The 26,516-nt window shown below is 43.8% G+C and carries 19 protein-coding genes, 2 pseudogenes and 1 riboswitch; of the genes and pseudogenes, 4 read left to right on the top strand and 17 right to left on the bottom strand.

The features are described from left to right. Nucleotides 1–54 precede the first annotated feature (54 nt). The 4 genes from GSF13_RS04770 to GSF13_RS04755 form a co-directional block, all read right to left on the bottom strand. Entirely contained in the window at nt 55–732 is a 678-nt protein-coding gene (locus GSF13_RS04770) for a LiaF domain-containing protein (protein WP_211865398.1), read from the bottom strand. 443 nt (nt 733–1,175) lie between these two features. After that, a complete protein-coding gene (locus GSF13_RS04765; protein ID WP_010605615.1) occupies nt 1,176–1,739 on the bottom strand; it encodes a manganese efflux pump MntP family protein in 564 nt (187 codons plus the stop codon). A 19-nt stretch (nt 1,740–1,758) separates the two neighbouring features. Continuing rightward, nucleotides 1,759–1,917: riboswitch (yybP-ykoY riboswitch) on the bottom strand. A 93-nt stretch (nt 1,918–2,010) separates the two neighbouring features. Continuing rightward, entirely contained in the window at nt 2,011–3,312 is a 1,302-nt protein-coding gene (locus GSF13_RS04760; protein WP_238536720.1) for an ATP-binding protein, read from the bottom strand. Beyond that, nucleotides 3,299–4,675 (bottom strand): sigma-54 dependent transcriptional regulator, encoded by a 1,377-nt coding sequence (locus GSF13_RS04755; protein WP_174169102.1) that lies wholly within the window; start codon nt 4,673–4,675, stop codon nt 3,299–3,301. Before GSF13_RS04755 ends, GSF13_RS04760 begins: the two co-directional genes overlap by 14 nt. 175 nt (nt 4,676–4,850) lie before the next feature. Here GSF13_RS04755 and GSF13_RS04750 point away from each other — a divergent pair, with 175 nt between their 5' ends. The 3 genes from GSF13_RS04750 to GSF13_RS04740 are packed head-to-tail and all read left to right on the top strand — an operon-like array spanning nt 4,851 to nt 9,229. Then, nucleotides 4,851–6,098: an HlyD family efflux transporter periplasmic adaptor subunit gene (locus GSF13_RS04750; protein ID WP_211865396.1), complete on the top strand. Its 1,248-nt coding sequence runs from the start codon at nt 4,851–4,853 to the stop codon at nt 6,096–6,098. A 22-nt stretch (nt 6,099–6,120) separates the two neighbouring features. Further along, nucleotides 6,121–6,810 (top strand): ABC transporter ATP-binding protein, encoded by a 690-nt coding sequence (locus GSF13_RS04745; RefSeq protein ID WP_206473702.1) that lies wholly within the window; start codon nt 6,121–6,123, stop codon nt 6,808–6,810. Further along, a complete protein-coding gene (locus GSF13_RS04740; protein ID WP_206473701.1) occupies nt 6,803–9,229 on the top strand; it encodes an ABC transporter permease in 2,427 nt (808 codons plus the stop codon). The genes GSF13_RS04745 and GSF13_RS04740 overlap by 8 nt, the downstream gene beginning before the upstream one ends. A 44-nt stretch (nt 9,230–9,273) precedes the next feature. On the opposite strand, the gene GSF13_RS04735 is transcribed toward GSF13_RS04740, so the two are convergent. Both GSF13_RS04735 and GSF13_RS04730 read right to left on the bottom strand, forming a co-directional pair. Further along, a complete protein-coding gene (locus GSF13_RS04735) occupies nt 9,274–10,734 on the bottom strand; it encodes a dihydrolipoyl dehydrogenase (RefSeq protein WP_211865394.1) in 1,461 nt (486 codons plus the stop codon). A gap of 285 nt (nt 10,735–11,019) precedes the next feature. Then, the gene (locus GSF13_RS04730; protein WP_069021877.1) at nt 11,020–11,748 is read right to left on the bottom strand and encodes a glutathione peroxidase; all 729 of its coding nucleotides are present in this window, start codon (nt 11,746–11,748) and stop codon (nt 11,020–11,022) included. Nucleotides 11,749–11,934: 186 nt separating this feature from the next. Between GSF13_RS04730 and GSF13_RS04725 the strand changes: the two genes are divergently transcribed. Then, complete coding sequence (locus GSF13_RS04725; protein ID WP_102058209.1) at nt 11,935–12,468, top strand: DinB family protein; 534 nt, start codon at nt 11,935–11,937, stop codon at nt 12,466–12,468. A gap of 137 nt (nt 12,469–12,605) precedes the next feature. Here the strand turns inward: GSF13_RS04725 and GSF13_RS04720 are convergent, their stop codons facing one another. From GSF13_RS04720 to GSF13_RS04665, 11 genes and pseudogenes are all read right to left on the bottom strand, one after another. Then, nucleotides 12,606–12,869, bottom strand: coding sequence for a hypothetical protein (locus GSF13_RS04720; protein WP_095727608.1), 264 nt, complete (start codon nt 12,867–12,869; stop codon nt 12,606–12,608). Nucleotides 12,870–13,132: 263 nt separating this feature from the next. After that, complete coding sequence (locus GSF13_RS04715) at nt 13,133–13,306, bottom strand: hypothetical protein (protein ID WP_211865995.1); 174 nt, start codon at nt 13,304–13,306, stop codon at nt 13,133–13,135. Between the two features lie 437 nt (nt 13,307–13,743). Beyond that, entirely contained in the window at nt 13,744–14,598 is an 855-nt protein-coding gene (locus GSF13_RS04710) for an immunity 49 family protein (RefSeq protein WP_211865392.1), read from the bottom strand. Between the two features lie 10 nt (nt 14,599–14,608). Next, nucleotides 14,609–16,810, bottom strand: coding sequence for a hypothetical protein (locus GSF13_RS24600; protein ID WP_249122642.1), 2,202 nt, complete (start codon nt 16,808–16,810; stop codon nt 14,609–14,611). An 84-nt stretch (nt 16,811–16,894) separates the two neighbouring features. Continuing rightward, nucleotides 16,895–17,572: a GAD-like domain-containing protein gene (locus GSF13_RS04700; protein ID WP_211865390.1), complete on the bottom strand. Its 678-nt coding sequence runs from the start codon at nt 17,570–17,572 to the stop codon at nt 16,895–16,897. An 86-nt stretch (nt 17,573–17,658) separates the two neighbouring features. Then, nucleotides 17,659–18,123, bottom strand: a complete 465-nt coding sequence (locus tag GSF13_RS04695) for a hypothetical protein (RefSeq protein ID WP_211865993.1) — start codon at nt 18,121–18,123, stop codon at nt 17,659–17,661. A 100-nt stretch (nt 18,124–18,223) separates the two neighbouring features. Further along, entirely contained in the window at nt 18,224–19,015 is a 792-nt protein-coding gene (locus GSF13_RS04690; RefSeq protein WP_211865388.1) for a PoNe immunity protein domain-containing protein, read from the bottom strand. 9 nt (nt 19,016–19,024) lie between these two features. Continuing rightward, complete coding sequence (locus tag GSF13_RS04685; protein ID WP_174170865.1) at nt 19,025–19,777, bottom strand: PoNe immunity protein domain-containing protein; 753 nt, start codon at nt 19,775–19,777, stop codon at nt 19,025–19,027. A gap of 498 nt (nt 19,778–20,275) precedes the next feature. Continuing rightward, nucleotides 20,276–20,527, bottom strand: a pseudogene (locus GSF13_RS24980) (hypothetical protein); the annotation flags it as partial. 1,959 nt (nt 20,528–22,486) lie between these two features. Beyond that, nucleotides 22,487–23,194, bottom strand: a pseudogene (locus tag GSF13_RS24975) (phage late control D family protein); the annotation flags it as partial. Between the two features lie 2,346 nt (nt 23,195–25,540). Beyond that, complete coding sequence (locus GSF13_RS04665; RefSeq protein ID WP_211865386.1) at nt 25,541–26,509, bottom strand: hypothetical protein; 969 nt, start codon at nt 26,507–26,509, stop codon at nt 25,541–25,543. Nucleotides 26,510–26,516 lie beyond the last annotated feature (7 nt).

Genomic DNA, 26,516 nt, shown 5'->3' with positions numbered 1-26,516 from the left:
CTCTGCTATTCGGATAATAAAAAACCCCTGAACCAAGGGGTTTTTTATAAAGCTTTAGCTTTTGGATTTCGTGCCGTCACCAAATAGGGATTTAAGGCCGTCGGCAAATTGCTTTATTTGCGCTTTCATCGAGCGCTTTACACTAACTTCAATGCTACCCAAAATCATTCTGCCGTGAATATAAATTCGTGGACGCTGTTTCACCTGCCCTGCAGATGCAAGCGTATTTCTTGTGTTTTCTACTGAACCCATAATATTACGAATATCGGTGACGACATCGACTGTGTCTGGTACGAAGATTTCATCACTGCCTAAAATGCAATCTATATAAATATGTACTTCAGGGTGACTAAAAATTGCGTTGGTAAAATCTAGTTCCAAGCTGCCAAGGTAGTTTTTTAGGTGGATCTCTTTAGGTACGATCCACTCGCCACTGCGATGGTTGGAACTAAGTATAGAGGTAATGCTTATTGCCTCCGAACCATCTACGTTTGAGGTAAATTTTGGACCCAAACGAGCAGCTTTTTCGCTGTGATATCTTGCATCCGACTTTAGCGGTAAATCAGCACTAAGTGCTGCAATTTGTTCTTGTTCGTTCAGGTCGTATGCTTTATCCAATCGTCTCTCGAATGCATCAGCCGAAAGCTCACCGTGGCTGTAATTTAGAATTAACTGGTCAATCACCTCTTCCCTGACGGATTCGAGAGGTCTATCTTTTAATGGTACAGACATATGGTTGGTTCCGTTCTCTTGATTTATGCTTATAGAAGCAACAACTAAGCCAATATTAAATCATATATAAAACAAATGATTAGTATTTTACTATATCGAATTGGTCTATTTATTTACTAACATTTAGCTGCAAAAAATAGTATTTGGTCAAAATTACCACTCGTAGACGGAGAGTAACGCAGTAGTCCAAGTGTGGTTTGATATTGTCAGCCACTTTGCTATGGTAGTAGGTGTTCGCAAAACAACCAAAGGAGATTAGTTATGGCGAAGAAAAGCGATGTTAAAGCGCTTAAAAAAGAGCTGAAAGCGCGTAAAGCAAAGATTGAAAAGCATGAAGCAAAAATCAAAAAGCTGAAAAAAGCGATTAAAAAGGCTTAAAAGCCAAGTAGCCCTAACGTAAAGGGATAAGCAAGTGAGCGGTAAATATACCGCTCTTTTTGCGATTAAATCGAAAGATGGCTATATAGCAACCAAGTTCCCACACAGATTAAGATCACCCCACCAAAGGTTTCAGCTCGACTACCAAGGAACTTTCCAGCCGAATGCCCAATCATCACACCAATTGTTACCATCATGGTGGTGGCAAGGCCAATGAGCGAAGCGGCGAGCCATATATTCACATCAACAAATGCGAGACTGACACCGACAGCCATTGCATCAATACTGGTACCAAACGCTGTGATAATGGTTTTTAACCAAGGTTGCTTTGCGTGCTGTGCTGGCGCATCGTCATTACCCTTAAGGCTCTCATAAATCATATGAGCGCCAAGTCCTAACAGTAATATAAACGCAATCCAGTGATCCCAAGCCTCGACATAGCCAGCTGCAGATTGTCCTATTAACCAGCCAATCAGCGGCGTACAGGCTTCAATAACACCAAAAATGAGGCCGATTTTTATGGCTTCGGTAAGCCGAGGTGATTTTAGGCTGGCGCCTTTACCGATTGCCGCGGCAAACGCATCGGTAGACATGGCGTATGCTAACAGTAGCAGGGTGACGAAATTCATTTACATTGCTCCGGTCGGGCGATTTGAGTCCACGACATATCCACACGCCCGACCACAGGCATGGATATATCGATGGTCTCGCCAACCGAGAGGTGTCCGCACCATGGCATTTTGGCCAATTATGTTGATACGAACTCTTCCGAGCATTGGAAGCAGGCTACTCCCCAACGAGTTGCGATAATATCAAGAATTGTTCTAAATAGAAATCTAAGTTTATAGCTAGCTCTACACGATATGGTGAATGAGTTGGCTCCATTTTTAGTTATTTATCTTATAGCAATACACTAAAGCAGCTCCCTTTTCCTAATTCAGAGGTTGCGCTGATCCGCCCTTTGTGGCGATGGATAATTTGTTGGCTGAGTGCAAGTCCAATTCCTGAGCCATGAGATTTCGTGGTAAAAAATGGTACGAATATTTTCTCAAGTGCGCTGGGCTCTATTCCTTCCCCGTTATCAGCAACTTTGATCTCACATTTGCCGTAGCGATTAATCGTTGCTGATATAGTCACTATTTTTTCTTGGCTGTTATGTTTCATGGCATCTTTGGCGTTATTTAGTAGATTGAGCAGCACTTGCTCTATCATCTTTCTATCAACATTAATGCTCAGCGCAGCGGGCGTCACGTCAAAGTGTAGAGTGATATTGGCGTCACTAAAGTCGCTTTTTATCAGTGGTGTAATGTCGTCAAATAAAGTCTGTACCGCAAGCGGTTGGAGGTCAAGTTCAGGAATATGCGTGAGCTTTCTGTAGTTATCAATAAAGCCAAGTAAAGACTGGCTTCTAATACCAATCGCTTGCAGGCTTTGTAGGTAGTCTTCAACGAGTTCTTGGTCTGTCACCGCTTCAGCTAACTGATTATTGGTGATATTAACTAGCGTATTTGAGAGTGAATAAATCGGTGCGACGGAGTTTCCTATTTCATGGATAAGCACGCGGATCAGCTTTTGCCAAGACTCGATTTGGGTACTCTCTAGCTGCTCTGAAATCGCGGTGAAAAGCCAAAGTTGGTACTGATTACCTTGATTGGAAAACGTAAAATATTTAAATAGTAAGTCTTTGGCGATGTGGCTACCTACTTTGGCTTGTTCAAGCTCTGGGTGTGCTGCAAGTAATGAGTGTCCAGACTCTGCGCCGCGAATATCCAACAATTGCTTTGCGCTGTTATTACAAATCAAAATGGTGTGGCCATTTTTGATAAGGATCAGACCTGCTTCTATGTGTTGTAGCATGGTTTCGTAAGTAGTGACGAGCTCTGCCTGTTTGGTTTTATCTTGCTGAGCTTTCTGAATAAGCTCGTTACAGGTTGTAAGTGCTTGCTTACTTATTGGGTGCTTATTATCAATTCTAAAGCTGCCATCTTGATACTTGAGCGCAGTAAACACCTCTTCGAATTGTTGTTTCTGTCTTTTCAGTGTGGCAATAGACAGCACTGTGAATAGCACTGCAATCGCAATGGATAACCCACTAAACAAAAAGACGTAGCTGTGGAGAAAGCCCAACACACCAAGTGTGGCGAATACAATGGCTGCGAGTTGAAAAATGGCCATGCGAACGAGGCTATTATTCCACATCATACTTCTCCATTTTACGGTACAGTGACGCGCGGGTGATCCCAAGCGCTTTAGCCGCATGGCTGATATTACCCTTAAAGTCTCGGACCGCCCGCTCTATGGTGTGCTGCTCTATTTTTGCGAGGTTATAGGTGTCAATAAAGCCCGCACTCTCCTCAGAGCTTGCCCCTGGACTGGCGAGCTGAAACTGCAATTGGGTTGAGTCAGATAAAATAACTGCGCGTTCAACCAAGTGTTGTAATTCTCGGATGTTACCGGGCCATTGATACTTGACTAAATCAGCCATCATTTTGTCGCTGACCGTTTTGCACTGTAGCTTGTACTTTTTGCTGTATAGATCAGCATAAAACTCAATAAGTAGTGGAATATCTTGGGGTCTATCTCGTAGTGCTGGAAGTGTGATCTCTACGGTATTAATGCGGTATAACAAGTCCTGACGAAAACTGCCTTCGCGCACCATGTCATACAAATTCATATTGGTTGCGGTGATAAGGCGCAGATCAACCTCTATTTGTTTGCTGCCTCCCACTGGTGTAACCACTCGATTTTGGATCGCAGTAAGTAACTTTCCCTGTAACTCGAGCGGAATATTGGCTATTTCATCTAAAAATAAAGTACCGGATTCCGCAAGCTCAAAGCGACCTGGCTTATTGGCTTTCGCATCTGTAAATGCGCCTTTCATATGGCCGAACAATTCACTTTCGAACAAAGAGCTGGCTATCGTGCCCATATCGACAGACATGAAGGTATTGTCTTTTCGTAAAGACTGTTTATGTAGCTCTCTGGCAACGACTTCTTTACCTGTGCCGCTTTCGCCTAAGATTAAGACATTGGCATCGGTTTTGGCGGCCTTTTCTATGGTTTGAAAAACTTGCTCCATTGCTGGACTCGAGGCAATTAAATGCTCGAATGGTTTGTTTTGCGCAGCCATTGAGATTTGTGCGATTTGCGTGAGCTTCTTGGACTTTTGCCGTTGTGCGCTCAACTCGATGCAATTGGCAACCGTTGCGAGTAGCTTTTCATTTTGCCAAGGCTTGAGGACAAAATCGTTGGCACCAAGTTTGATGGCATCCACTGCCATCGTTAGGTCGCCATAGGCGGTGAAGAGTACAACCACGGCATCTTCATCCAAGGCTTTTATTTGTTTTAGCCAGTAGAATCCTTCGGCGCCGGAGGTTGATTCTCGAGTAAAGTTCATGTCGAGCAATATCAGTGCAAAGTCCTGTGCCGACATTGTTTTAGCGATATCGTGGGGATTCTCTAGCGTCACGACTTTTTTGTAATATTGTTTGAGCAACATTCTCGTGGCGACGAGAATTTCGCTGTTGTCGTCGACAACTAAAATTGCCTTATCGCTGATAGTCATTACATTTCCTTTTCTCATCAAACTGTACGATATCGTACACTAGGTGTTTAATTTTTTTACACTCTTTTGTTCCTTTATTCCAAAGAATTGTTTTATGTTTTTGATTTTTATTTGTTTTTTAGTTTGGCATGCAACTTGAGTTATTAGGCTAACCTGAACTCAAGAGAGTGACAAAATGGACAGAAAAATAACACCTAACAAAAGATTTCAGCTGTGGTGGCTGGCGCTACCTGTCATCGTGGTAGCGTATTTTGCATTTGATAGTGCAGCGAGTAGCAGCGGGGATCGTGTTAATCTGGCGATGGATAAAGTCAAGATAAGTACAGTGACAAAAGGCGAGTTTCATGATCTTATTCCGCTTAGAGGCAGCATCATGCCGAGTAAGTCTGTGTATCTAGATGCCATCGAAGGTGGGCGAGTCGAAGCGCGTTTCGTCGAAGAAGGTGCGATGGTTAAAAAGGGTGACAAACTGATCGCACTGAGCAACACCAGTTTGCAGCTGGATGTGATCTCTCGTGAGGCGCAGATCTCAGAGCAGCTAAATAACCTACACAATACCCGCTTAGCGATAGATCAAAACCGTTTAAACTTAAAACGAAACCTATTAGAGCTAGATTTTCAGGTAAGTCAAAGTGAGCGAAAGCTTGCACAGTTCAAGCGCCTTGGTAGCGGTAATTTAGTTTCAAAAGATGAGCTACAAGCGGCCGAAGATGAAACTGAGTATCTAAAAAACCGCCGCAAGTTAATTATTGAGCAGCAGCAACAAGATGAAAAAATCCGTACGGCACAAATTGCACAGCTAGAAGATAGCGTTGAGCAGCTCAATAAAAACTTGGGTTTTGCGCGTAAAAATCTTGAAAATCTAATTATCAAAGCGCCTATGGATGGCCAATTGACAGCGCTAGACGCGGAATTAGGCGCGTCAAAGGCGAGAGGATCACGCTTAGGGCAAGTGGATATTGTGTCTGAATATAAAGTGTCGGCTCAAATTGATGAATTTTACTTGGGCCGCGTGTATGCGGGACAAACCGCAAGGTTAACGCTGCAAGGGAGGCCGTATGAGCTAACGCTCGCAAAGGTCTATGCCGAAGTGTCAAATGGTCGATTTGAAGTGGATTTAACTTTTAATGCTGCGCTGCCCAGCGACATTCGTAGAGGTCAAAGTTTGCAGTTGGAGTTGTTATTAGCAGATGCGAAAGCCGCGACTTTAATACCAAATGGTGGATTTTATCAAGATACCGGCGGCAAGTGGGTATTTGTACTAGAGCAGGGTAGCCAAGTGGCGGTGAAGAAATCGGTGACGTTTGGCGAGCGTAACAACAAATATATTGAAGTACTTGATGGGCTGGCAGTCGGCGACCGAGTGATCACCTCAAGTTACAGCAGCTTTAAAGACATGCAGTCGGTCAGTTTGACTCGTTAATAGAATTAAAAGGCAAAAGAATATGTTACATCTAACTAAAATAAATAAAGTTTTTCGTACTGAGCTGGTTGAGACTTATGCCCTTGAGGATGTCACGGTGACCGTAGAGCGTGGCGAGTTCGTTGCTATTATGGGACAGTCAGGTTCAGGTAAGTCTACCTTACTCAATATCATCGGCATGCTAGACCATATTGATGGTGGCGAGTATGTTTTTGATGGCAAGGACATCAGCCAGTTAAGTGAAGGTCAGCTTGCTGATATTCGTAAAGACAATATTGGTTTTATCTTCCAAAGTTTTAACCTTATTGATGAGCTCACTGTATATGAGAACGTTGAGCTTCCGCTTATTTATCAGGGGATCTCTAAAGCCGAACGAGCACTGCGTGTGACAGCCGTGCTGGAAAAAGTGAACATTGCGCATCGCAAAGATCATTACCCACAGCAACTTTCAGGTGGTCAACAGCAAAGGGTTGCAGTTGGGCGTGCCATTGTCGCAAAGCCAAAAATGATTCTAGCGGATGAGCCAACCGGTAATCTTGACTCAAAAAATGGTGAAGAAGTCATGGGGCTGTTAGCACAGCTTAACCAAGAAGGGGTAACGATAGTCATGGTGACGCACTCAGATCACCATGCAAATTACGCGCATCGCACGATCCATGTTTTGGATGGCCATATTGTTTCGAGTCAAATGCAGGAGGTTCGTTGTGCTTAAAAATTACTTGTTAATCGCGTATCGCAGCTTACTGCAACAAAAGCTCTACTCAACAATCAATATTTTGGGTTTGGCGATTGGTTTAGCTATTTGTATCAGTATGGCCATCTTTGTTGAATCTGAGCTGGGTTACGACAAGTTTATTGAGGGTCACGAGCAAATCTATCGCTCGTCTGTAAAATGGATGCCGCCAAGTGCGCCTGAACAATACTATGCGCAAGGGCAAGTATTTAACGCAGAAAACTATCAAGCACACTTTGAAGAAGTGGTTGATGCTACTCGCTTTCGAGAAGTGAGCGTTGCGCTTGGGCAAGGCAAGGAAAGTTTTCTTCATGATGGTGTATTCCTCGCTGACCCCAACTTTGTTGATTTTTTCTCCTTAGATCTAATTGACGGAGAGCGTCAGTCGGCACTCGAGGCTCCCAACACCATTGTTTTAACCCAAGCAGCTGCAATGCTCTATTTTGGTCGCACGAATGTTGTTGGAGAATCTTTACTTGGTGCAGGAAAACTACCGTTAAAGGTGAGCGCTGTGATAAAAGACTTGCCACTGCGCACCCATTTAAACGTCTTTGCGCTGATCAGTATGGCAACGGCCACCACTTATTATGGTGATAACAGCTGGCAGCGTGACCCAAGTTTTAACTATTTCACTTACGTTAAATTAGCGGATGGGGTAACCGGTGAAGATGTTGAAGCAAAAATCCCAAGTTATTTAGAAAATCATTATGGTCCGGGAACTAGCGACACCCTTGGCTTTGAATTAATGCCTATCACCGATATTTATCTTCACTCACATCATTATGGTGAAATGAAAGAAAATGGTGATATCAATACCGTTTATTCGTTTAGTGTTATTTCAGCGCTTATTCTCTTTATTGCGTGTGTTAATTTTATGAATTTGTCGACTGCCACAGCAACCAAGCGCGCAAAGGAAGTGGGAGTACGTAAGACATTAGGCGCTAAACAGCAGCATTTAGTTATGCAGTTTGTGGTTGAGGCGATGATGCTGAGTTATATCGCGTTGATCATTGCTGTAGCGCTGGTTGAGGCTGGTTTGCCTTTGTTTGCGAGCTTTATCGGCAAGCCGCTCAGTTTTGACTTCTATTCAGAGCCGTTAGTGTTGACTACGCTGTTGCTGTTAGGGTTATTCGTTGGCTTAATCTCAGGCGCATACCCTGCCTTTTATCTAAGCCGCTTTAAACCTGCAAAAGTGCTTAAAGGAGAAGTGACACAGGGTAAATCTGGCGCGCTGCTGCGTAAAGGGCTGGTGGTATTTCAATTTAGTGTCGCCGTGGTGCTTATTATCGCCACCACGGTATCTAACCAGCAACTAAAGTATGCCAGAGCCATAGAACTCGGTTATGACAAAGACAATACTTTTGTGCTGAGCCGTCTTTATACAGATATCGCCAGTCAACAGCGTAGCGCATTAAAAACACAACTGCTCTCTCACCCAAATATTGTCAGCGTGACAGCAAGTTCAGCAGTACCAACAGAGACCATTGTCGATGCTTTTGGGATGGTTAATCCAAAAACACAATTGTCGCAGACCATGCCGACACTGGCAGTAGATGAAGATTATTTTAGCAGCTACAACATTAAGTTACTGAGTGGCCGAGGGTTTAGTCGCGATTTTCCTGCCGATAAATTCGCGATGCCGAGTGCGGCTGAGCCAAATCCGCGTTTTTCGGTTGTGATTAATGAAAAGGCGGCGCAGAGTTTAGGATTTAGTGCTGATGAAGCAGTTGGTAAAACATTTGAAGTACGATTAACTCGGCATTCAAGTGCTATGGCCACTATCATCGGGGTGACGCAAAACTACTATTTTTCTTCACTTAAAACAGAGATAAGCCCAACGTATCACTTGCTAAGAGAGAATGAAGGCAATTCGATGGCGATAAAATTTCAAGGTGATACAGCGCAAACTCGCGACTTTATAGAGGCCACTTGGCGCAAGCTAGTACCAGAACAAGAAATGGAACTGACTTATCTACAAACTAAATTTGAGCAGATGTATCGCCAGGAAGACAAAGAAATCATTGTGTTTAATTTGTTCTCTATGCTGGCGATTTTCATTGCTTGTTTAGGCTTATTTGGTCTTGCCTCTTTTACTACAAAAAGGCGCACCAAAGAGATTGGGGTGCGTAAAGTGCTTGGTGCTTCGGTGATGGATATCGTGATATTGATCAATAAGGAATTCTCAAAGCAAGTGCTGATCGCAAACCTGATAGCGTGGCCGCTTGCGTACTTTGTGATGCAGCAGTGGTTAAACAATTTTGTCTATCGTATTGATCTTTCAATCGTACCATTTTTGATTGCAGCAAGTTTAGCATTTGCAATTGCTTGGCTAACGGTCGGCTCGTTGACGCTAGTTGCCGCACAAGCGCGGCCTGTAAAATCATTAAGATACGAGTAATTGCAACAAAACAGGCCTCACAATGAGGCCTGAACAGAGATAAGTTAAGCACCAGGACCACATTCCAAGCAGTGCTTGATAATATCCGGGCCAAACTTCAAGTTTGCATTCAGATTTCGCAGTGCCGTTCTTAGGCCTTCTTCTATCACTGGGTGGTAGAAAGGCATTTCGAGCATTTGTGGCACGGTCATCTTGTTTTGTAGCGCCCAAGCAAGTAAATGCGCCATATGCTCAGCAGCAGGGCCGACAAATTCGGCACCTAAGAATAATCCGGTGCCTTGCTCAGCGTAGACTCGCATATGGCCTTTGTTTTTTAACATCACGCGGCTGCGGCCTTGGTTTTCAAAGCTTACCTCTCCGATGGCAAAGCAGCCACAATTGCCATATTGCTTTTCCAATTCTTTATAACTTGCTCCAACCATGGCAATTTGTGGGTCGCTAAATACCGCCGCAAGCTTTGCACGGCGCAGTCCCACTCTCACATCAGGGAAGCGACCGGCATTTTCACCTGCAATCGTGCCTTGATCTGCGGCTTCATGTAGAAGCGGGATCTGGTTGCTGGCATCACCTGCAATAAAAATCGGGGCGTTACCTGAGCCATCAAGACATTGCATGGTATGTGGGTCGGCTAGCGGTACGCCTCGGTCATCAAGCTCTAGCGTGGTATTTTCTAGCCCTAAGTTATCAACATTGGGTACACGGCCAGTGGCTGCCAACACATAGTCAAACTGCTCGGTTTGCGGTTTCCCTTGTTTGTCAATATAGGTAAGCTCGGCTTTGTCACCGACCTGTTTCATATCTGATACTTTGGCATCTGTGTCGAGGTAAAACTCATCACTGAACACAGTGGTAGCATAGTCTTTGACGATTGGATCGGTTAGTGGTCCAAGGCCACCGCCGACACCAAATACTTTGACCTTTACGCCAAGTCGGTGTAGCGCTTGACCTAGTTCTAAGCCAATCACGCCGGGGCCAAATACGGCCACTGAGTCGGGTAAATTGTCCCAGTCAAAAACGTTATCGTTAATGACTAAGCGGTCGCCAAAATTATTAAACACACCGGGGTAGCTAGGTCTTGAACCTGTAGCGATAACAAAACGTTTGGCTGTGATCTGAGTGTGGTCGTCCAACTGTACCGTATGGCTGTTGATAAATTTTGCACTGCCGCGTAGTTTATCTTGCTCAGGTAGTTCGTCGACAGCTTCGACGACAAAGCCAACGAAGCGATCTCGCTCATGCTTTACTCTCGCCATAACCGCTTTACCGTCAATTTCAGCGGGTTTTACATTAATACCAAATTTAGGCGCGACCTCAATTTGATGTGCAGCTTCAGCTGCGGCAATCAGTAACTTGCTCGGCATGCAACCAACCCGTGCGCACGTTGTGCCGTATACGCCAGACTCAATCATCAGTACTTCTGAGGTATATTTTTTGGCATTTCTATAGGCGCTGAGACCCGCTGTTCCCGCACCAATCACGACTACGTCGGTGTTTATCTTTTTCATTTTTTGCTCCGAAATCAGAAAGTGTGATACCAATTTACTTAATTAAGAGGTCTATTTGAGGCGAGAAAATCTTGTCGATAGCCAGGCAAAAATTTTGCTATTTAGTTGTTCTAAATGAGAAATTTTTAACGTAGTTAGCGTCAGATTTGCTCCTTCAAATTGAGCAAGTATTAAGATAAATTGGTATACTCCCCCCATGACAGCCAGTTATTAGCCATCGTGTTGAGGGGGAACATTTTGACTTGGTGAGCAAGTTCACCAAGTCATGTTGTGGGGGATGAGTGATTAAGCGAAATATTCAGCTAAATCGTCTGAACCACCGATGTGTTTACCGCCGATAAATACTTGCGGCACGGTTTCGCGACCAGACAGCGCTTTAAGGCTGGTTAGCGATGCCTGTTGGCCAAGTACCAGCTCTTCATATGCCAGTCCTTTTTCTTTTAGCAAGGCTTTGGCTTTTTCACAGAATGGACAGCCAATCTTGCTAATAACGGTAACCGGCTCTGGTTTGATTTGGCGCGGGTTAATGTACTCCAGCATAGTATCTGCGTCTGATACCTCAAACGGGTCGCCAGGCTTTTCTGGTTCGATAAACATTTTGTCAATCACACCATCTTTTACCAGCATTGAATAACGCCAGCTGCGTTTGCCAAAACCTAAATCGTTTTTATCAACTAACATGCCCATGCCGTCAGTGAATTCGCCGTTACCGTCAGGTAGTAGTGTAATATTCTGTGCTTCTTGGTACTGTGCCCATGCGTTCATTACAAACGTATCATTAACGGATAAACACACGATTTCGTCGACACCATTTTGTTTAAATACGCTAGCAAGCTCGTTATAGCGCGGTAAGTGCGTTGACGAACAAGTTGGTGTAAAGGCACCAGGCAAAGAAAATACAACCACAGTTTTACCTTTAAAAATTTCATCGCTGGTGACGTGCTTCCATTCTTCATTTTCTCTAATTGGGAATGTAACCTGTGGTACGCGTTGACCTTCAATATTCTTTAACATTTTGCTTTCCTTCTTAAGTTGATGTAGCCATTATGCCGCGCGCATTTTGATTTGTATAATTGATAGTTAAGATTAAAGTGTTCAATAAAATTGATTGTTTTCAACTTCAAATATTTGTATTTTTTAACCTAGCCAATGCCGCTAAGTTGAGGTTAGTCAATTTTTACGGGAACAGGGAATATTTAGATGAAAGCAAACTTTGAATTAATGGCGGATTACAATCGCTGGATGAACGAAAGATTATATGAAGCTGTTTCGGGATTGAGCGTCACGGAATTACACCAAGATCGAGGGGCTTTTTTTGGATCCATTATGGGATCGTTAAACCATATTCTTGTTGCCGATATTATTTGGCTTAAGCGCTATACAGAGCATAGCCATCATGCTGAAGCACTGAATGCTGTAGCAACAATGCCTCTGCCGACAAAGCTTGATGCGATGCTGTATGAAGATTTTGCAGCGTTGAGACAGGCAAGGGCGGAAATGGATAAGGTGATTATTGAGTTTGCGAATGAAGTCACTGAGGAGGCGCTTGCAGCCGATTTACACTACAAAAACACACAAGGTAAAACCTTTTCTCGCAAGTTTGGTTTTTTAGTGCATCATTTATTTAATCATCAGACGCACCATAGAGGGCAAATAACGACATTACTCAGCCAGATTGGTATTGATATGGGAGAAACCGATCTATTAGCTCGGATCCCCACATCATTTGGTTAGTGGTCTAGCTTTACCGCTTCAGTTATGTCTAGTGTTATCAGCAATGAGAAGGGTTATAAAGCTAGACATTAGCTCTACAGGTCTATTCAAAACCGTGTTCGGTAAAGCCTGCTAATAAGAATTTCACTCGCTAACTTTCACAATAACTCTGAATAGAGCTCCTCTAGCCATTCATGAAGGTCCTCTATCGAGTCAAAATCTTCGTCTGTTAATTCTTCATACTCTGTTAGTGAAATAAGGTTTAAGTCTATAGCCTCCCGAAGTTGAGCTCTGACTTTAATCAAGTCATAAGGGTAGTCTTCTCCAATGCCGACAGCTCTTCTCAAAATACTGGGGTCATAGCTTTCGACATGACAATAAGTTTTTAAAATGGTTCTTAAAGGATCTTCAAGTTTATTCATCGTATATTTACTTCTTTAGTTCAGGGTATAATGTGTGCAATTTAATGTTACCATCTTCTATTAGATATATAGCTTTGGCGTTTCCGTTTGAAAAATCTGTAACCTCGTATCCAGTGGGGTTTTTCTTGGAACCTAGTCTAGTTATTCCCCGTACAGCACTTCTGTAGTTAGAGCCAAAAATATCTTCAAGTGGTATTTATGCGCTCCTCGTTTATTCCGTTGAAACAACGCTATTGAGCGAATCAAGAAAACGTCGGCCCACGTCACACTGACTCCTCAAACCACAAGCCGAATAGCGTAGTGGGAGGTGGTTTATCCGCCGAGAAGTTATGCTTTTCTGGTGTGGTGTTGACGTCGTCTAGGCGTTTTACCGTGGCTTGCATGCCTTCGATGGCAGCGTCTGGGAGCAGTAGGTCGTAGTGCCAACTGGTAGACATGTCATCGAGTGAATCGCGCAGGCCTTTGACGATGTTTTTAACTTCCGTAGCGGATTGTTTTCCTAGGTCTTGCCAGTTGATGTCTCTTAGGTATTTAACTGGGTCGCCTTTACCGACTTTTCTTTGGGTAAAAAGCCGCAGTACGGCAAGCGCTGCAGAGAGAGATTCTCCGGTATTTTTTTAAGATAACTTTGACTATGGTTATGATATGTCTTGGGTCTTTATTTATGGCTTTGTCTTACCACTGCATACCATCTCAGTAGAGTAGTTAAAGATTAACAACCGTGGTTTCTCTAATTAAAAATGTACATGAAAGCAGCAGAAGAAATTTGGTGAGAAGTGTAGGCTAGGAAGGTGATTGAACCTAGCCTTGTAACGTCCATGTTGTTAAAGTGTGTGGTTTAGCAAATTAGACTTCTTTTTTTAATTTACCTTAATCATTTTGGTGGATTAGGGTTTACCAGCCACTGAAGAATATAGCCATTTTCTGTGGTCAAATCATAGCCTTTAATGTCTTTTGCTAATGCAGCCATTGCGATTAGCGGGATGGATAGTGCGCCATCAATTTCAAATTTCTCTTCTTTGGTATCGTAGAATTCTTTATGAAGTAGCGTCGCTTTTTCAATCGCTTGGTTAAACTCCACACCGCCATCATCGGTAAATATACCTAAAATGACAGAAACTACGGGCCAGTAGAGTCTACTAGCATAGTGATAAGCCTCATCGTATTTGTAATCGTCTGGATTACTGGTAATTAGTGCTTTTTCAATTGCCGAGGCTAAGTCTGCGTCAGGCGTAAAAATGGACTTGAGCAAATCAACTAGCGCGTAATCAAAAGGAGTGAATTGCTCAGCATAGTTAGCCGCTTTAAAAACTGAATCATCAACTTGAATTAGATAATCAATCGCATCTTGATTTCGCGTAATTATTGCGAGGTACATGGCGGTAGGCCAGTTAAATATATCGGCTTCTTCCGAGTCTAGTGCACCATTGAGCTCAATTAGTTGGTTATCATAGCAAAGTTTGAATGGCTTTCCAGGGTTATCATTGGATTGAAAAATTCCTAAGCTTAGTTCTTGTGCACGTACTAGATATTTCCACGCATTTTGGCTATTTGGATGCTCAAGAGCTTCAATAAAAAGCGTTTTTAAGTTCTTTTTATACAGCCTAGAAATGGCAGTGTGGGGTTTATTCTTGATCCCCTCAATAACCCTGTTATCTGACAATTTATTGTAAAGTTCTTGACTTCTTTTATAGGTGTCAGGTGCATAAGTGTAATGATTCTTAATCATTTTCTATCCTTCAAATATTTTTAATATCAAAAATGGTTGCATCAATAGCTCCTTTTACCTCTGTACCCGAGACTTTTTGCTGTACACCAATATATTCGATAGGGTTGTCAATAAAATCTTCCATTTCAATAGCGCTCTCATACTCATCAAGCATTTTACTCAATTCTTTAACCTGCTCGTTAAACTTAGCCTCATTTGGGTCACCATATTTCGGGTCAGCTATATATTCTGTTAGTTTCTTCTCATAATTCTTAAAAATTGAATCCATATAGGCTCTAGACCCTTGCTGAGCACGCTTTGTTCCGGCCATTCGACTCCCCCAAGTTGCGCTACCACCTTTGGCTTCAATAACTAGGAGTCTACCGTCTTCGGTTTGATATAATTGGTCAAATTGTCCTTGCTTACCATCTGTGAGTAACTTTGATCTCAGTGGTGTTGCTCCTGGGTAATTTTGTTCTACGAAGATCCGGGCGGCTTCTTCACCCAGCTCTTCACTGGCTGCACGCATATCTTTATATGCTGCTTTAAGGTGCTCTGCATTACCAGACTTTAATGCGGCATCGCGTTTGGCGATGGCTTGATTTCTTTGTGCTTCTAGCGTCCTAAGCTTTTGTTTTGCCGCTGGAGTGAGTGACTTGTGGTCAACCTTCAAGCGTTGCAAGACTTTATTAGGTGTATCAATTCTATTCGAGGCGAAAACAATTTGGCCGTCAACATACTGCAATTGGTCACTGACCGTTTGGTTTCGTCTTGTTATATACGGTTTTCCATCTCGTAATGCAACCCGGTAATTATTCTTTACATGCTCAGGGGCATCACTTAAAAAGTCATCCAATAATATTTGAACATGCGTCCTAGGGTTAACTTTTAATGCAACTGAGACGGGTGCGATAGACTCAATTCTTTTAACGTCGTCAATGTCGGTTTCGACCTTTGGGATCCGGTCTAGTTGTACTTTTTCAGTTGTACCCGAGCGAGTGTAATTTAAGCGTTTTAACTTGGTGGCTTGAGTGAGCTTTTCCAATGCGCGGGTTGCTTTAACAAAGTAATTGGATTTAGCGATAGCAGAAACCACTGCACCACTACCAAAGGTGGCAAGGGCAAGCAGTATTTCAAACGACAAGCGACCTGCCATTCTGGTGCGTTCAACACTGGAATGGGCGTTAAAGTAACGTGCTGGGAAATTTGCAAGTAAAGTACGCGCTTCTTCATCTTCTGCAATAATAACTAATGTTTCAAACGCTTCAACGATGCCATTAATAGACTCTGAGGCAGTTGACATAATTTGCTGTAACTCTGCCCGCATAGCTTCCACATCGCCAGTTGCAAGGTGGCCCAAAATACGGAAAGTTGCTGCGCCAACATCATAAATTGCTCCTGCTGTGCCTTCGACTAAATCTGCGACTCCCGTTACAATGCTTTCTCCTTGTTGATAAAGCCCGTATAAGAATGCACCGCTATAAATAAGCCCTTGCATCCCAAGGTTTTCGTCATCAATCAGGCGCTCTTGAATGTCAGCTTGCTTGCGGATTTCTGCAACCATTTGGTCAAGGGCCGTGCGAAGCTCTTGGCGTAACAAGATAATCTTCTCTTCGTCTTCGCCGATGTAACTCACGGTATAATTACCCGCAGGCACATCAATGACTTCTGCGGTACCGCCACTAAGCTGGCCTGTGTATATGTGGCCGTTATCCATCACGACTTTGTAATCAATGTCTTCTACTGGTGTGCCATCGCTATAAAAATACGAAAGGTCAATGGTTTTATCAGCAAGTGATGCTGCGCCATCAGCGGTTAACGACAAGCGTTGATTTGCTGCTATCTGCGCTATTTGCGGTACACTCGGCATCGTGGCGCTTTGTTTGCCACCAATATCTTGCTCCATGCTGCCGTCAAACACGGTCATGGCTTTGCCTTTTAAGGTCAGTAACTTGTCCGCAAAGATGTTGACGTTACCACTTGAGTCAATGCTGATTTCACTGCCACCATTGGCAAGAGTGAGGTTGCCAGAGCCACTGCCTTTAATCGTGATATTGCCTTGGCTTTGAATGAGTTGACTTCCCGCCGGCGCGGTGATGGTAAGGTTGTTGTCTGCCTTGAGGTTGATATCATTTTGGATAACACTGCGATGGCTGCGACCCGCCTTAAGGGTGATATTTTGTGTGGCGCTTACGTCAATTTGATTAGCGATGAGTTCAAAGTTAATCATCATCGCATTTTCAATTAATAAGTAAGTGTTTTTAGTGGTAAGGAGTTAAGTGGTTTTTATTTGCTACTTTAATAACAGGAGCATTTATTATGAATAAGCCTTAGCTATAAGCCCTTGTTGGTCTAGTATTTCTTTCTGACCAAATGATGCTAATACACTTAGATGGGCGAAAATATTTACTTTACTGACATTGTCAATGGTAGGCTGCCCACCAAGAAAAAAAGCGGGTTCAAAAGCATACATTTCGTTATATTTTAATTGAGATAATCGAAGTTTACATTTCTCAAAAAGTAAGCCTCCACTCGTATCATCTATATCCAGCGATGTTGGCCTTTTTGCACCAAAGAAAAACTGTATGGCATCGTTTTCTTCTCCAACTGCTATGTCTTCGGCATTACCTTCTTTCTCTATAATCCAACCGTGAGATGGGTCGATTAGATATTTATGTCCAAATTTCTCTCCCCATAAGAATAGCTCTCCAAAAGCACTGCGAGCAATTACATAATATGTGTCTTGCTCGACGATACCTGTATCTCCAAGCCATGCATCTAAGGTATCATCATAATCATCGGGATTAGTTAACCAAAAAAGTCCTTCCCCGAAACCAGAAAATCCGTATTCACTCCAATATTCTAATAATCTAGCAGGCAGTTTACCTTCAAACTTTTTTGTTATTTCTGCTGGGGCTTGATGTTTTTCAGTAGGCTCTTCAAATTTTTCAAGAAACCACTCGAAATCTTCATCTATTTCAAATTGTTTGGTCATTACTCTAACCTCCTTACTTACACCGTTCTAATTCTATATTCATTTGGGTGGTAGGGCCCATTGTTCTCAACGCAACCCTTGCTGCCTCATCTATACCGAAAACTCTCCATATACTGAAACGTTTTACCTATGGCTTGCATGCCTTCGATGGCGGCGTCTGGAAGCAGTAGGTCGTAGTGCCAACTGGTGGACATGTCATCAAGTGAATCGCGTAGGCCTTTGACGATGTTTTTAACTTCCGTGGCGGATTGTTTTCCTAGGTCTTGCCAGTTGATGTCTCTTAGGTATTTAACTGGGTCGCCTTTACCGACTTTTCTTTGGGTAAAAAGTCGCAGTACGGCAAGCGCAGCGGAGAGGGATTCTCCAGTATTTTTTAAGATAACCTTGCCCACGCCTTTGACTGCTGAGCCCACAACTGGTACTAAACCAATGCCCGTTAGGGTAAAAGCAAGCCAAGCGTCGGTGTCGTTGGCTTCATCATCGTCGGTCAGTAACATGACATTGGCAATGATATCTCGTAAATCCATGACTTGGTCGATAATCGGTATCATGGAAATCGAGGGGCGACTACTGTCGGTGAAGGTTAGCTGCCTAGCCCTGCAACACCCAAGTGGTTCAGCCTATCCTTTCTTAAAAATCATGCGCAGAAGTTTATCTGATTAAATCAACCGGAACATAAACACTATCTTCTAAGGATTTTCTTGGTATCTCTAGAACATTAGCGACTAAAACTAATTCAAAACACCAATAACCAATATAATAATCCGTGTACTCGAATTCGCATTCACAGTTATGATTATCATGCCAGTCCGCCAAGCCCTCTAACTTACTGTACCAATTTTGTGCAAATTGCTTGAGTAAATCAGGCTTTTGCTCATTAGGTACTGTAAAAGCGAGTGAAAGGTTTTGATAAATTTCAGGGTAGTAGAGTGTGGGCGAAATAGGTCTATCGTTATCACCAAGTGCAATGGCTACATTATCAAGTAAGGTGTCTTTGCCGCGCTCGCCAATAACATCGAGTACTTCTTGAATATGAGCTGGAGCGACATCACAGGCTTGTAAAAGTGCCAGCCACCACAAAGTGTAGATATAACGATTGATATTAGGGGAGCCGACAGCATTGATTTGCCCGCCCAACTTTTCAAAAGCATGGCGGTATATTTGATGATTTACAGGTAACTTATCACAGTAGTGTGTCAGTTGTTTGCGATACGGCAAAATCGCTTCGGTATAGCGCTTAACATCCCCAAGGTGAGCACCATATGAGTAGTGCGCTATCGCTCGCATAATCGCGAGCTGATATATACGCTGGGCAACATCAACTCGCTCGCTAGGTGTGGTAAAATTACCTGCATCGAGGGCTTCCTGTGTTTCTTTAATGCCAACTTCAATGTCGACTAAGAACTCTTCGAAATAATCGTTACTTCTCCGTGTATCGCGCACCTTTATCTCCTACTGATTATCTTGCCAATGTACGAGGTCTTTAGGGTAGTATGGGTGATCAATAAAGCTGCTATCATCAATATTGAATAACTTAACAACAAGTGCAATTTCCCAGCACCAATAGCCAATGTATGCATCTGTATCCATTAAATGATAATCTGGGCTACCCTCCAATACATACCAAGCCTCTAGATAGGCTTTTGCAAGTGCTGGACGTTGCTCTGGACTTCCTTCAACTACTTTGTAAAGTTTACCGAAACGTTTTTTGAACAGAGTATCCGCAGCTATTTCACGATTAGTGTCACCTAGGGTTATAGCAATTTTATCAAATAGCGCGTCTTGACCTTGATTACCAATAAGACTCAGCACCTTTAGGTAGTATTCTTTATCCATATTTAAACAGAAAGCGAAACTCAACCATTTAAGATGATCTTCGAGGTAATCTTCTCTTAGTTCTTCCCAGCCAATTCGCTCTACTTGCTCTTTATCTGGCAAGGCGTCAGCATAATCCTTTTGCCATTGGCGGTAGGTCAACATATTTAATAAAAGTGGCTTAAATTCTGAGAGATCATCGCCGCGAGAGTATTTCTGATGAAGAAGATACAATGAGTCACTAACTAGCCTAAATGAACCTTTCATTTTGACTTCAGCTTCAAACTGACTATCAGGTTGGACTTTCTGTATTTTTTTTTCGATAACCTTTACTCTAAAGTTAACTCTATCATTGTAGTAATCAATATCTCTCAAATTATCTCTTTGCATTTATATGTCCTAAAATCCGGTTGCTTTACCAATATTGTGGGCGTTTTTATCCAGTATATTTACTATTAGATTGCCATCCAATTTATTACGGATAAGCAATTTTATGACTCTGCCATCATTATCTTCAATGGCTTCTAGTATGTCTGCTATCTGTTCCTCGTTCAACCCAGCTTTCCTGAGCCGTTTTTCCGTTAGCCACTGATCACTCAGTTGCTTGCCTGTTTTGGTTTTTCCCAATTTACTTTTATTGTATTTCGCTTCAGTGAAAGCATAATCAGGTGGTGGATTTGGGTGCAAATAAATCCCATCTATACCGGTTTCGCCGGGCTTAAAATTACCGTCGGTTTTACCTAGTGGTGTATAGCCATTCTCCAACATTAATTGGTGTGCATTGTACTCACCAGTAGCGCCTTTTCTGTGGTTTAGTGATTTATACTGCGTAAAGTCACTAGGCGTTTTGCGTGATGGCGGATTAACTTTGTTAACTGGGGCACCTTTGAGATCGTTTCCTTCTGGAGCTGAAAGCTCCGGTGCTTTAGATTTCTTCGGCACATTGGTAACGCCTCGAATTGGTGATTGGCCTTGATACTCATCCAGTGCTTTATTAACTCGCTGTCCGATTTCTTGGGCGGCTTGTTGCATATGCTGGTCGATTTTGGGGGTGACGTCGTCTAGGCGTTTTACCGTGGCTTGCATGCCTTCGATGGCGGCGTCTGGAAGCAGTAGGTCGTAGTGCCAACTGCTAGACATTTCATCGAGTGAATCGCGTAGGCCTTTGACGATGTTTTTAACTTCCGTGGCGGATTGATTTCCTAGGTCTTGCCAGTTGATGTCTCTTAGGTATTTAACTGGGTCGCCTTTACCGAGCTTGCGTAAAACGGCAAGCGCAGCAGAGAGCGATTCTCCAGTATTTTTTAAGATAACCTTGCCCACGCCTTTGACTGCTGAGCCCACAACTGGTACTAAACCAATACCCGTTAGGGTAAAGGCAAGCCAAGCGTCGGTGTCGTTGGCTTCATCATCGTCGGTCAGTAACATGACATTGGCAATGATATCTCGTAAATCCATGACTTGGTCGATAATCGGTATCATGGAAATCAAGGTGCCTACCACGATTTGTGACGTAGAGGGGTTTTGATTAAAGTCGCCTTGTAGTGTGCCCCACAACCAATCGCCTGCTTGGGTTGCAATGCCATTGGCTTCTATCAGTGGTGCGGTATTGCCGCTGCGTACCATTTCAGCGGCTCGCGCTGGGGTGATTTGTCCATACAGTGGATTTTTAGGGCGATTATCTTCTGGCAGGTAATCGCGTTTGTCCTCACCATATTGCACGGTATATTGACCGGGTGGTGCATTCTCAATTTTTGCTTTACCGCTGTCGTCTAAGTTACCGGTCAACTCTGTGCCGTTTGCAAATCGAATGGTATAAGGTGCGCCCATAATTGGGCTGCCATCTTGATAGGTATAAGACAACTCAATGGTACTGCTCATCATGGTGGCAATGCCATCGGCGGCAAGTGAGAGTCGAGCATTCTCAGAGAGCGCTTGAATTTGCGGTACACTCGGCATCGTGGCGCTTTGTTTACCACCAATATCTTGCTCCATGCTACCGTCAAACACGGTCATGGCTTTGCCTTTTAAGGTCAGTAACTTGTCTGCAAAGATGTTGACGTTACCACTTGAGTCAATACTGATTTCACTGCCACCATTGGCAAGGGTGAGGTTGCCAGAGCCACTGCCTTTTACTGTGATATTGCCTTGGCTTTGAATGAGTTGACTTCCCGCCGGGGCGGTGATGGTAAGGTTGTTGTCTGCCTTGAGGTTGATATCACTTTGGATAACACTGCGATGGCTGCGACCCGCCTTAAGGGTGATATTTTGCTTGGCGCTGGCGTCAATTTGATTGGCGGTGACGTCTAGGTTGGTTGCTGCATCAGCAATCACCGACTTTTTACTCTCCAGTGCCAGTTGTTGTTTGGCGCTGGCAATAAAGGTTTTATTGGTGAGTAGTCGAATTGCGCTTTTAACACTGCCAAGTTGTATGTCTTTGGCTGCAAAAATATTCATCGCGCCAAGTTGCGCAAGCCAGTGGATATAAGGCTGCTTTTTATCCCCATGTAACACCAAGTGCTGGTTGCCTGCTAGGGTTTGCAACACAATATGCGGGGTTTTTGGGGTGTCATCAAACATCAACAGGTTTTGGCCGCGAGAGCAGAGCACGTTTTGGGCGTTATTGGCGCTAGTAACAACAGATGGTTGCGTGTCATTAAGCGCAAACCCTAACAAGTAACTTTGGTCAGGGTCGTTGTTCATACAACCGATGAGCACATTACTGTCTGGCAGCAGTGGAAAGTGTAATCCCGTCGGCTGCTTTTGACCACGACAGGCGTATTGTGTGAGGCGCTTTACCGATTCAGTCACCTGACTATCAAAATGTACTTGCGTGGCATATTGCCCTTGTGCATCTAAGTGAGGATTGGTCTTTGACCCCGACAGTGAACGTACCGTGGCGGTAAACACCATCGGCTTGGGACTATGCTCTGGGGGCGCGATACGTATTGGCTCACCCCGTGGTACACACACCGACTCGCTATGATGCGCAACTTGCTTAGGGTCATTGGCACTGCCTTGCTTATACACCTGTTTACTGCGAATACAGGTATAATCGCCACCTTTCGCTGTGCCCAATTTACCATTTAACGAAAACGAATAACCGGCATTGGCTTCGGCTACGTTTCCTACCAGCGTGACTTCATTTTTACCTTGTTGATAGGCAAGCTCTAGATTACCTGTGCGCTCAAATTGCTCAGCAGGGTTTTGTGCAGCAGGCTCAAAATAACTGCGCTGGGCCGAGCTGACCGAAGTTGGCGGATGGGCATTCATATGCACTTGTGAGCCACCCATTCTAAAGCGATGGCGGCTTTGGCACTGCGTAAACCCAACAAAGCCGGTTTCATGTTCGTGCACCAGACCATCTTTATCCGTTACCGACAGCAAGCCTCGCTCAATATAGGGGCTTGCAAGATTCCCCTCGGCAATCACTATCGACTCAATAAAATCATGGCATTCAAACCAATAAATTAAGCCGTACTTTGCTAAGAGTCGGGTGAAAAAGGTGTAGTCGTTTTCTAGTGCTTGTACGCACTGCGGTAGCGTGGGTAAATCTTTAGTGACTCGCCATTTTATCCGGTCTTGTGAATAGCCGGCTTTTTGTATCAGCTTATTGAGGACAGACTGGACATTGGCTTGTACAAAGATTTGGCTCTTTTCTGTTTGCTTAAGTAACTCAAGGCGAGGCTTTAAGACCACCTCTGCACCACAGGTGTGCTCAGACACAAAACCAGATTGGATATCAAACAAAGTCCCAGTGAAATACGTCGATATTGCATCTGGTGACTCAATTTCAAACGTGAGCATATTGCCGACAAGTAATTCATCAGCCAGGTCAAATTGGGATTCTAGGTTCGCTTTGAGTAAAAAGCCGCTATTGATACAGGTCGTGAGTTCAAAATCGACGACATGTACAGGATGGTTAGTACCATACACCACAATCCTTGTTTGCATTTTTTATGTCCACTGTTGTTGGTTAAAGCCGTTCCACCAATACGCGGTACTACTTCCTAGTGTGCTGCGATTGGTTTTTATTTGCGCGCTATTGTTACATAAAAGGCAAGCATTTTTAACTCATTTTTTTATTTAGCATTCGAATGCTTATCTTTTGGCATAACGGATGGTTTTGAAAACACCTCCCCGAAATCACACCGAATCCTCAAATCCAAGTCGATATATAATATAGCGTTGTGGGAGGCGGTTCACCCGCCGAGAAGTATGCTTTTCAGGTGAAGAAGAAGTGCCTTTTCTTTTGCGCAACGATTCTTTGGGCATCAAAGAAAAGTATGTCGTAGCCCATGGATGGGCGTCGAAATACGTTGGGAGGACATATTAGCCTTGCCCTTCCATGGCTCGTACCAAAGCGCATCCATGCGCTCCTCGTTCATTCTTTTTAAACGACGAAAAAGAACGAACCAAGAAAACGTCGCCCCAACATCACACTCAATCCTCAAACCCTAAGCCGATATAGTGCAACCGTCTTGTAAGGCACGTCCCTATGCCAGACAAGGCTTGGCCGACACCCTGTCGGCACATTGCATATCGACTGATGCTTTTCGGGTGTGATGGAGGGGGAAATAAGTTGTCTGTTAGCTGTCCACAAAGCCATCAGAAACATAGTTGCTTGCAAGCACCACAATAATTTATCAGCGCCTTGTGTCTCCCTCATCACACCCGAAAGTAAATTGCCAATGAGTCATTTCAACGCATGGATGCGTGAAAAGCGGTGACAGGGCCAAGGATGGCCCTTACACCGCGGTGACGTTCATATTGGCAATTTACTTGAGGAGTCAGTGTGATGTTGGGAGTGCCTTTTCTTTTGCTACCTTTTCTTTGGGCAAGCAAAGAAAAGATAGTCGTAGCCCATGGATGGGCGTCGAAATCCGTCAGGAGGACATATTAGCCTTGCCCTTCCATGGCTCGTACCAAAGCGCATCCATGCGCTCCTCGTTCATTCTTTTTAAACGACGAAAAAGAACGAACCAAGAAAACGTCGCCCCAACATCACACTCAATCCTCAAACCCTAAGCCGATATAGTGCAACCGTCTTGTAAGGCACGTCCCTATGCCAGACAAGGCTTGGCCGACACCCTGTCGGCACATTGCATATCGACTTATGCTTTTCGGGTGTGATGGAGGGGGGAATCGCGCTGTCTGTTAGTTCTGGTTTTATCCAGTAAAGTAGCTAATTAGCTTACAAGCACCACAAAAACGATCGGTGTGAACTCCTAATTAACAGTCTAAATAGTTTTGTGGGAGGTGATTCACTCGCCGAACAGTTATATTTTCTGGTGTGGTATTGGCCGTGTGCACTAGTTTTTCTCTCAAAAGCAGCTAATTTTCCTGCAAGCACCAAACAAAACTATCAGCGCCTTGTATCTCCCTCATCACACCTGAAAGTAAATTGCCAATGAGTCATTTCAACGCATGGATGCGTGAAAAGCGGTGACAGGGCCAAGGATGGCCCTTACACCGCGGTGACGTTCATATTGGTAATTTACTTGAGGAGTCAGTGTGATGTTGGGAGTGCCTTTTCTTTTGCTACCTTCTCTTTGGGCAAGCAAAGAAAAGATAGTCGTAGCCCATGGATGGGCGTCGAAATCCGTCAGGAGGACATATTAGCCTTACCCTCCATGGCTCGTATCAAAGCGCATCCATGCGCTTCTCGTTCATTCTTTTTAAACGACGAAAAAGAACGAACCAAGAAAACGTCGCCCCAGCATCACACTTAATCCTCAAACCCTAAGCCGATATAGTGCAACCGCCTTGTAAGGCACGTCCATGATGCCAGAAAAGACTTGGCCGACATCCTGTCGGCACATTGCATATCAGCTTATGTTTTTCGGGTGTGATGGAGGGGGAATACGTTGCTTGTGAGATCTTCTAAGGTTTTAGCAGTAAAGCTGTTTGAAAGTATTTCAAAAACTATCATCGCAGAATGCTTCCTAATTCACAGTGCAAATAGTGTTGTAGGAGACGGTTTACCCGCCGAGAAGTTAAGTTTGTTGGGGGATGAGAGAGTGCCTTGTCATTAGGCATCAAAGAAGCCCTTGGATGGGCGTAGAAACCTGTCAAGAGTTACACATAGTCTCGAGTTAATGTTGAACTTTAGTGTGGAACAATCGTATATTGCTCCACACTAAAGTGATTCAGCTAGTCATCTAGCTTTACGGCTCCAGCTATCCTATCTATTTTCACCGAGCCTGAACCTGATTCGGTAATGGTCAAGGAACCGGCATTTACCACACGAATATTTCCAGCGCCGTCTTCTATTTGAACATGGCCCTTCACTGCTTCGATATCCGTATTGCCCGAACCATCAACGATAGTGACATCGCCTTGGGCGTGACGAACTCGAATATTACCGGATTCATCATCGATTTTAATATTACGTCCGCCTTCAACAACCAGTGCGCCAGAGCCATCGATGATATCTGCGTTACCGCTAAAACCGCGAAGGGTTAGATCGCCAGACTCATCTTCTATTTTGATATCTGTGCCGCCAGTCACATCAATATTACCCGAGCCATCCTCCAACTCTAGTGTATCGACTAATCCCTTTATAGTTATGTCGCCAGAACCATCGTCGATAACAAGTTGCTGGACGTTAGTGATATGGATATTGCCACTGCCGTCATCAATTTCAGCACCTTGAATACCTTCCAACGTTATATTGCCAGAGCCATCATCTAGTTTGATAAAACCTTTGATATTTTTGATGGCTATATCCCCCGAACTGTCATCAAGTGTTAGCGCAAGTTGGCTTGGCATGGTGATGGTTAAGTCAATTCTAGGGCTATTATTGCGATACCATTGTACACCAGAACTTGTATCTGAGTCGGCCACCAATATGGCGGTATCACCTGATTTTTCCAGTGTAAGTTGGTAGTTTTCTGCTTCTGTGGTTAACACGGAGGCTTCCACTTGGATCTCTTGTTGATTGTCGTATCCAATGATCTGGATATTACCCGAAGTGGTATTTGCATCAAGTTTGCTGATGTCTGCAGCGTTGAGTTGCAAAGATTTATGGAGTGTTTTGGTTGCTGCTGCGCTTGGAGAGATATGCACAACACAGCCAGATAAAAGGCTAAGTGCAGCTAAACTGGTGAAGAGCTTTTTCATTGTTGTT

It is taken from the genome of Pseudoalteromonas sp. M8 (genome assembly GCF_018141365.1).
Taxonomy (GTDB): domain Bacteria; phylum Pseudomonadota; class Gammaproteobacteria; order Enterobacterales; family Alteromonadaceae; genus Pseudoalteromonas.
Note: the sequence above shows the minus strand (reverse complement) of the source record. Positions and strands in the feature narration are given on the sequence as shown.

Excerpts from the sequence above, each read along its gene's own strand:
- GSF13_RS04770 (WP_211865398.1), bottom strand. The coding sequence starts at position 732 with ATGTCTGTACCATTAAAAGATAGACCTCTCGAATCCGTCAGGGAAGAG.
- GSF13_RS04765 (WP_010605615.1), bottom strand. The coding sequence starts at position 1,739 with ATGAATTTCGTCACCCTGCTACTGTTAGCATACGCCATGTCTACCGAT.
- GSF13_RS04760 (WP_238536720.1), bottom strand. The coding sequence starts at position 3,312 with ATGATGTGGAATAATAGCCTCGTTCGCATGGCCATTTTTCAACTCGCA.
- GSF13_RS04755 (WP_174169102.1), bottom strand. The coding sequence starts at position 4,675 with ATGACTATCAGCGATAAGGCAATTTTAGTTGTCGACGACAACAGCGAA.
- GSF13_RS04750 (WP_211865396.1), top strand. The coding sequence starts at position 4,851 with ATGGACAGAAAAATAACACCTAACAAAAGATTTCAGCTGTGGTGGCTG.
- GSF13_RS04745 (WP_206473702.1), top strand. The coding sequence starts at position 6,121 with ATGTTACATCTAACTAAAATAAATAAAGTTTTTCGTACTGAGCTGGTT.
- GSF13_RS04735 (WP_211865394.1), bottom strand. The coding sequence starts at position 10,734 with ATGAAAAAGATAAACACCGACGTAGTCGTGATTGGTGCGGGAACAGCG.
- GSF13_RS04730 (WP_069021877.1), bottom strand. The coding sequence starts at position 11,748 with ATGTTAAAGAATATTGAAGGTCAACGCGTACCACAGGTTACATTCCCA.
- GSF13_RS04725 (WP_102058209.1), top strand. The coding sequence starts at position 11,935 with ATGAAAGCAAACTTTGAATTAATGGCGGATTACAATCGCTGGATGAAC.
- GSF13_RS04720 (WP_095727608.1), bottom strand. The coding sequence starts at position 12,869 with ATGAATAAACTTGAAGATCCTTTAAGAACCATTTTAAAAACTTATTGT.
- GSF13_RS04715 (WP_211865995.1), bottom strand. The coding sequence starts at position 13,306 with ATGTCTACCAGTTGGCACTACGACCTACTGCTCCCAGACGCTGCCATC.
- GSF13_RS04710 (WP_211865392.1), bottom strand. The coding sequence starts at position 14,598 with ATGATTAAGAATCATTACACTTATGCACCTGACACCTATAAAAGAAGT.
- GSF13_RS24600 (WP_249122642.1), bottom strand. The coding sequence starts at position 16,810 with ATGATGATTAACTTTGAACTCATCGCTAATCAAATTGACGTAAGCGCC.
- GSF13_RS04700 (WP_211865390.1), bottom strand. The coding sequence starts at position 17,572 with ATGACCAAACAATTTGAAATAGATGAAGATTTCGAGTGGTTTCTTGAA.
- GSF13_RS04695 (WP_211865993.1), bottom strand. The coding sequence starts at position 18,123 with ATGATACCGATTATCGACCAAGTCATGGATTTACGAGATATCATTGCC.
- GSF13_RS04685 (WP_174170865.1), bottom strand. The coding sequence starts at position 19,777 with ATGCAAAGAGATAATTTGAGAGATATTGATTACTACAATGATAGAGTT.
- GSF13_RS04665 (WP_211865386.1), bottom strand. The coding sequence starts at position 26,509 with ATGAAAAAGCTCTTCACCAGTTTAGCTGCACTTAGCCTTTTATCTGGC.